The sequence below is a fragment of the Occallatibacter sp. genome (assembly GCF_049802275.1).
Taxonomy (GTDB): domain Bacteria; phylum Acidobacteriota; class Terriglobia; order Terriglobales; family Acidobacteriaceae; genus Telmatobacter.
The window spans coordinates 1-5,954 of the sequence record NZ_JBARMD010000203.1 but is presented as its reverse complement, the minus strand read 5'-3'; the positions used below and the strand labels follow the sequence as shown (position 1 = coordinate 5,954).

Sequence of the window (5,954 nt, the reverse complement as noted above, 5' to 3'; positions counted from 1 at the left end):
TTGGACGGCAAGAGGTCGTCGCGATGGAAGGTGATGACGCGAACCGGCTTGTCTCTCCGGCTTCCGTTGGGAGCATGGCGGGTGATATTCAGGACATACTCTGGCATCAGGTAGAGGTGCTTTTTTGCCGCATCTTCGATGGTTTCGGTATCGGAAGTCTCCGTAAAGTAGTCTTCAGGATCCACACCGCGCACCATCATGGCGTCAAAGAAGAACCCCGGACGAAGGTTCTCAAACTGGTTATCCGATTTCTTCGTAACGGAATTGGGACCTTCGATCGCTTTGCTCTTCTGAGGGATCACCAGGGTGAAAGTCTTGCCGTCGCTCGCCATATCAAACACGCGCAAGCCCAGATACTGTCCCACAACGCGCAAGTGATTTGGCTTTTCCATTACGATCCATCCGCGGACGCTTGGGTAATCTGTCGCCAATCCCTCCTGGGGCTTTAACAAGGTCGCCTTGATCTCGACGGTGGCGGTGAGATTCTGGAAATTATCCCACCGGCGATTCACCTGTTCGACTATTTCTTCAGGTGTCGCTGTCTGCACGTTTGCCGGCACCTTGGGCACAGGCAAATGCCGTTTCATGGGGACCAGTGAACACCCCGTCAACACAAGAGGCAGCGCCAGAACGGCGATGACGAATGGTCTTGGCACCGTCATCGCTGGCCCGCTTTTTTCACCGCATGCCGATAACCGGAGACGTTCCGTGTGTGCTCTTCGAGGGTCGTCGAAAATAGTGATCTGCCCTGCGGATTAGCTCCGGCAGCTACAAAGTACAGGTAATTCGAATGAGCCGGATCGAGCGCTGCGCGCAACGAGGGTAACCCAGGATTTGCCACCGGCCCCGGAGGCAGTCCAACGTGAAGGTAGGTGTTGTACGGCGTATCGCGCGTCAGATCGCTCAGGTAGATTTTGCCTCGCCATTCGTTCCTGACCTCCAAACCGTAGATCACCGACGGGTCTGTCATCAGAGGCATGTGTTTCGCGAGTCGGTTTTCAAACACGCTGGCGATCAGCGGCCTCTCCGAATTCAAGGCCGATTCCCGTTCTACCAGCGAAGCGAGCGTCACCACGTCGTGCACATTCTCCTTCAAACCAATTTCGGCCGCAGCTTTTTTGAATTGGTGAACCATCGCCGCGGCAATCTGTGCCGGAGTGGCCTTGCGCGGAAACCGGTACGTATCGGGAAACAGATAGCCCTCCAAAGACTTTGCTCGCGGATCAAGGTCGACTATCAATGCAGTCAGCCGCCCCTGCTGATCCAGAAACTCCTGGCGCGTTCCGATACCGGCTTGCTCCAGGCGCGTGGCAACGTCAAAAATGTTCGCTCCCTCAGGTATCGTCACTGTGACGGTATAGACATCGCCCCGTGCGATACGGTTGTACACATCGGTCACCGGCGCCGGATTCGCGAACCTGTACTCCCCCGCTTTCAACTTGCCCTTCCGCACCCAGCGCCACAGGTCAAAGGCGAACTGGCTGCGAATCACACCCGCCGACTCCAGTTGTTGGGCGATGCGTGTGGTCGAGGAGCCAGGGGCGATATCCACAAAAATCTCGGTCGATGGCCCGAATGGCGTGAAGATAACCCAGGCAGCAGCCGCACCAGCGGCCAAAACCCCAATAAAAAAGAGCGCCAGCAAGAATCCCGCCACGCCGAGCCCTCTTTTCTTCCGATTCCCTCGAGTGCGGCGTGACGCCATGTACGCTGGAACACCCTTCCTTAAGATTTGACGCGGTTTATGCCTCGCGGATTCTGCTTCTTTGATTGTACCGGGGGAGATTTGCGCGGATAGCCGGTGGAGCGCGGGGGCTGGATTAAGGTGAGATTCTAGGTGTTCAAGGGAATTCCGGAGGAAGAATGGAGACCGTTGCGTCAATTCCGCGCTATCTTGCGCTCGACGTGGGTTCAAAGCGCATCGGCATAGCTGTCTCCGACGAGCTGGGCCTTACCGCGCAGCCTGTTCTTACCCTCGAACGCCGCCGCAATCCACGCGAGGACCTCCGTTCGATCGCGCGACTTTGCCGCCGCTTTGGCGTTGCTGGAATCGTAGTTGGAAATCCCCTGAGTCTCACTGGAGAGGTGGGACCGCAAGCAGCCAGGGTGCAGGTTTTCGCGGCCGAACTCGGCGAGCTGGCGGGTTTGCCAATTCATCTCTGGGACGAGCGTCTCACCACGCACGAGGCGCACCAGCTTCTTTACGAAGCGGGCCATGCGCGGCAGGATCATCGCAGCGTGGTCGACCAGGTTGCTGCAACGCTGATCCTGCAATCCTTTCTCGATCACCTCGCGGATCGGCCTGCGGAGTCCAGCTAGACAACGGATCAGTCGGGTGGGCGCCTATTCGCAGCAAGTTTTCGGTCAGGGTTTCTCTGGCGGTGAGGCTCGCGCGTCCGGTCAGCGGTGCCGCGTATAATGAGACTGTCAAGACGTATCATCTCTTGCGGTTGAGCAGCCCCGCTTGCCGCCACGGATCACGGATGCCAGATCACATCAAAAAGCAGCTGCTCAAAGAGATTGCTGCACTTGAGCATGAGCTTGCTCACGAACTGCCGGCTGAGATCAAGAAGGCCGTGGCCATGGGAGACCTGTCAGAGAACGCCGAGTACCACATGGCGAAGCAGCGGCAGGAATTCGTGAATGCACGCCTGGGCCAGCTCAAGCGGCGCATGGCGGAGCTTTCGCTTGTGAATCTGGCTAACATCCCGCATGACAAGGCTGGCTTCGGTTCAACGGTGGTGGTTTACGACTCCACCAAAGAAGAAGAGATCGTGTACCGGCTGGTCACCAGCGAGGAATCCGACGTGGCCAAGGGACTAATCTCGACGACTTCGCCGATCGGCCGCGGCATTGTCGGCAAAAAGGTCGGCGATATCGCCACCATCGTCACACCCAACGGCAAGCGCGAACTCGAAATTTTGAAATTGACCACCGTCCACGACGAAGCGGGCGAAGACGAAGAAGAGGCCGGGACCGGCACAGAGAAATAAGGAAGTAAGAATGACCTGGACCAGTGCTTTTGGCCGCGCGTGCGGCTGGCTACTTGATCGAATCGTGCATGGCCTTGCACTGACCCGCATCTCTCCCAACGCACTCACCTTCATCGGACTCGTGATCAACATTATCGCGGCGTTTCTCTTTGGTCATGCCGACGCGACCAACGCCGGGCGGATGTTTTTCTACGCCGGGTTGGTCATCTTCGGCGCGGGAATCTTCGACATGCTGGATGGGCGTGTTGCCCGCCGCAATAACCAGGTCACGGTATTTGGATCCTTTTTTGATTCGGTGATCGATCGCTACTCCGACGTGGTGCTCTTCTTCGGGCTGCTCGTCTATTACGGCCGCATCAACCGCTTCCGCTACGTGGTGCTGGTTGCCTTTGTCATGGTCACGTCGCTGATGGTGAGTTACACGCGGGCGCGTGCCGAGGCGCTGATTGGCTCGTGCAAAGTGGGATTCATGGAGCGCCCCGAGCGCATCGTGCTCATCCTTCTTGGCGCGCTCTTTGAGCAATTTGGCGTAATGGCGCCGGTGCTTTGGGTGCTTGCGGTGCTTTCCACCATTACAGTGATCCACCGCATCCAGTACACCTACCAGAACACCAAGCATCTGGCGCCTCTGAGCCAGTAGTACCCGAAATAAGAAAACCCTTGTCATCCCGCTTGCGAAGCCGGGGTCCCTGGGGTCTGTTTTGTCTTGTGCGAAATACATCGGCTCTGGTTCCGCTATAGTTTGGCCTAGACGCCGATGTATCAGCCTCTGCCTGTGCCCGAACAACTCAGCAGGACCATTGAGACTCTCTACCGATTGGAATCGGGCCGGGTTCTGGCGACGCTCGTACGCCTGCTCGGAGACCTGGACCTTGCCGAAGAGTCGATGCACGAGGCTTTCGCTGCTGCTCTGACGTCCTGGCCGCAGGCGGGCATTCCAGACAAACCGCGCCCGTGGCTTATTTCAACGGCCCGCTTCAAAGCCATCGACGCTATGCGCCGCCGCGCACGTTTCGATGGAGCACAAAGAGATCTTGTTGCCCATATCGAATCGCGCGCCGATCACGCTGCGTCAGGGAACACTCCTCCGGAAGAGGAAGAGATTGAGGACGATCGCCTCCGTCTGATTTTCACGTGCTGTCATCCCGCTCTGCCTCCGGAGCAGCAGGTCGCGCTCACCCTGCGCGAAGTCTGCGGCCTCACGACCGAGGAAATTGCCCGGGCATTTCTGGTTACGCCGGCGACCCTGGCACAGCGTATTGTGCGCGCCAAGGCAAAGATTCGCGAGGCATCGATTCCATACGAGGTGCCGGCGCAGCAGGAGTTGCCAGGGCGCCTTGACGCAGTGCTTCAGGTTATCTATCTCGTCTTCAATGAGGGCTACTCGGCTGCGGCGGGAGCGGAGGTAACGCGGGCCGAGCTAACGGGCGAGGCAATTCGATTGGGCCGGCTGCTGAGCGAACTCCAGCCAGAGCCGGAGGTGATTGGCCTGCTTGCCCTGATGTTGCTCCAGGAATCCCGTCGCGCCGCGCGAACCTCTCCGACCGGAGAGCTGATTTTGCTGGAGAATCAAAACCGCTCGCTCTGGAACCGGGAGCAGATCGCGGAGGGAGTCGCATTGGTGCAGAGGGCCCTGAACTCCCGCCGCTTCGGTGCTTACACGTTGCAGGCTGCCATCGCGGCCGTTCATGCCGAGGCGGAATCGCCCGCTGCAACCGACTGGCGGCAGATTGTTGCGATCTACGACCAATTGGTGCGAATTCAGCCTTCGCCGGTTGTACATCTGAATCGTGCCGTGGCCGTTGCGATGCGCGATGGTCCAGAGGCCGGTCTGGCGCATATCGACGCGGTGTTGGCACATGGCGAATTGGCGAATTACTACCTGGCACATGCAGCTCGCGCAGATATGTGCCGGAGGCTCGGCAGGACCGTTGAGGCTCGGGCTTCTTATGAAATGGCGCTGGCGCTGACCCAACAGGAACCGGAGCGGCAATTCCTGCAGGAGCGGATTCGGCAGCTAAATGAAAAGATAAAGAAAGTGGATGCTCATCTCCCATAAAAGATGGGTGCCCCAGGTCCCTCGCCTTTGGGGACCTGGGATTACAAGCCAGTACACGCGGCGATGTATCCTAACCGCAAATGCCCCGTGGACTCGTGCGATACCAGCAGACCGGCGACTTTCATTTCCTTACTTTCAGCTGTTACCGGAGGCTTGCGCACTTGAATCCCGCGGCTGCCCGTGAACTTTTCGAGTCCGCGCTGGAGCGCATCCGCCTGCGCTATTGCTTCGTTGTCTCGGGCTATGTCGTGATGCCCGAGCATGTGCACCTGCTGGTGAGCGAGCCGCGCCGCGGCACACTGGCGCGTGTAGTGCAGGCACTCAAGCTCTCCGTTTCTCTTCGGTGCCCGGAGCGGCCCTTTTGGCAGGCACGCTATTACGACTTCAACGTTCACAGTGAGGAAAAGCGCGTCGAGAAATTGCGCTACATGCATCGCAATCCGGTGGTTCGTGGTCTGTGCGCCAAGCCGGAGGACTGGAAATGGTCGAGCCCTCGCCACTACGCGACTGGAGTTCAGGGAACCGTCGAGATCGAGTCATCGTGGACCGCGTCGGGACGTGGATGGCAATTGCCGGCTGAGTGGAAATTGGAAAGAACACAGGGGTGAGGTTATTGCTATCCCAGGTCCCCAAAGGCGAGGGACCTGGGGCACCCATTCAACGGTGAGTCAGACGCATCCCAAGACCCAGGCCACTCGCCAGCTTAAATAAAAACTCGGGCAGCTGTCGATTTTCTGCCTCGCTAACGACTATAGGACAAAAGAACGATGAGCTGCGGTTCCTGAGTGAACAGGAAACGAGGCCTCGAAACAAGTCACGAAAAACAAGGAGAAAAGTCATGCCCCAATATTTGGTTTGTAACTACATGCCGGACGACTTCGACCCGTCCGTCATAACCGAAG

6 protein-coding genes and 1 pseudogene are annotated in these 5,954 nt (G+C 58.1%); 5 read left to right on the top strand and 2 right to left on the bottom strand.

The window, feature by feature from the left end:
• Positions 1-662: pseudogene (locus WA354_RS06860) on the bottom strand (hypothetical protein); the annotation flags it as partial.
• Positions 659-1,657, bottom strand: a complete 999-nt coding sequence (mltG, locus tag WA354_RS06855; protein WP_472812260.1) for an endolytic transglycosylase MltG — start codon at positions 1,655-1,657, stop codon at positions 659-661. The pseudogene WA354_RS06860 and the gene mltG, both read right to left, overlap by 4 nt.
• Before the next feature lie 206 nt (positions 1,658-1,863).
• Here mltG and ruvX point away from each other — a divergent pair, with 206 nt between their 5' ends.
• The 5 genes from ruvX (at position 1,864) to WA354_RS06830 (ending at position 5,660) form a co-directional block, all read left to right on the top strand.
• Entirely contained in the window at positions 1,864-2,319 is a 456-nt protein-coding gene (ruvX, locus tag WA354_RS06850) for a Holliday junction resolvase RuvX (protein WP_472812259.1), read from the top strand.
• A 164-nt stretch (positions 2,320-2,483) separates the two neighbouring features.
• Positions 2,484-2,993: a GreA/GreB family elongation factor gene (locus WA354_RS06845; protein WP_472812258.1), complete on the top strand. Its 510-nt coding sequence runs from the start codon at positions 2,484-2,486 to the stop codon at positions 2,991-2,993.
• A 10-nt stretch (positions 2,994-3,003) separates the two neighbouring features.
• On the top strand, positions 3,004-3,633 hold the full coding sequence (locus WA354_RS06840; RefSeq protein WP_472812257.1) for a CDP-alcohol phosphatidyltransferase family protein: 630 nt from the start codon (positions 3,004-3,006) through the stop codon (positions 3,631-3,633).
• Between the two features lie 135 nt (positions 3,634-3,768).
• A complete protein-coding gene (locus tag WA354_RS06835) occupies positions 3,769-5,052 on the top strand; it encodes an RNA polymerase sigma factor (protein WP_472812256.1) in 1,284 nt (427 codons plus the stop codon).
• 80 nt (positions 5,053-5,132) lie between these two features.
• A complete protein-coding gene (locus tag WA354_RS06830) occupies positions 5,133-5,660 on the top strand; it encodes an REP-associated tyrosine transposase (protein WP_472812255.1) in 528 nt (175 codons plus the stop codon).
• The last annotated feature ends 294 nt before the right edge of the window (positions 5,661-5,954 follow it).

Excerpts from the sequence above, each read along its gene's own strand:
- WA354_RS06830 (WP_472812255.1), top strand. The coding sequence starts at position 5,133 with ATGCCCCGTGGACTCGTGCGATACCAGCAGACCGGCGACTTTCATTTC.
- WA354_RS06840 (WP_472812257.1), top strand. The coding sequence starts at position 3,004 with ATGACCTGGACCAGTGCTTTTGGCCGCGCGTGCGGCTGGCTACTTGAT.
- ruvX (WP_472812259.1), top strand. The coding sequence starts at position 1,864 with ATGGAGACCGTTGCGTCAATTCCGCGCTATCTTGCGCTCGACGTGGGT.
- WA354_RS06845 (WP_472812258.1), top strand. The coding sequence starts at position 2,484 with ATGCCAGATCACATCAAAAAGCAGCTGCTCAAAGAGATTGCTGCACTT.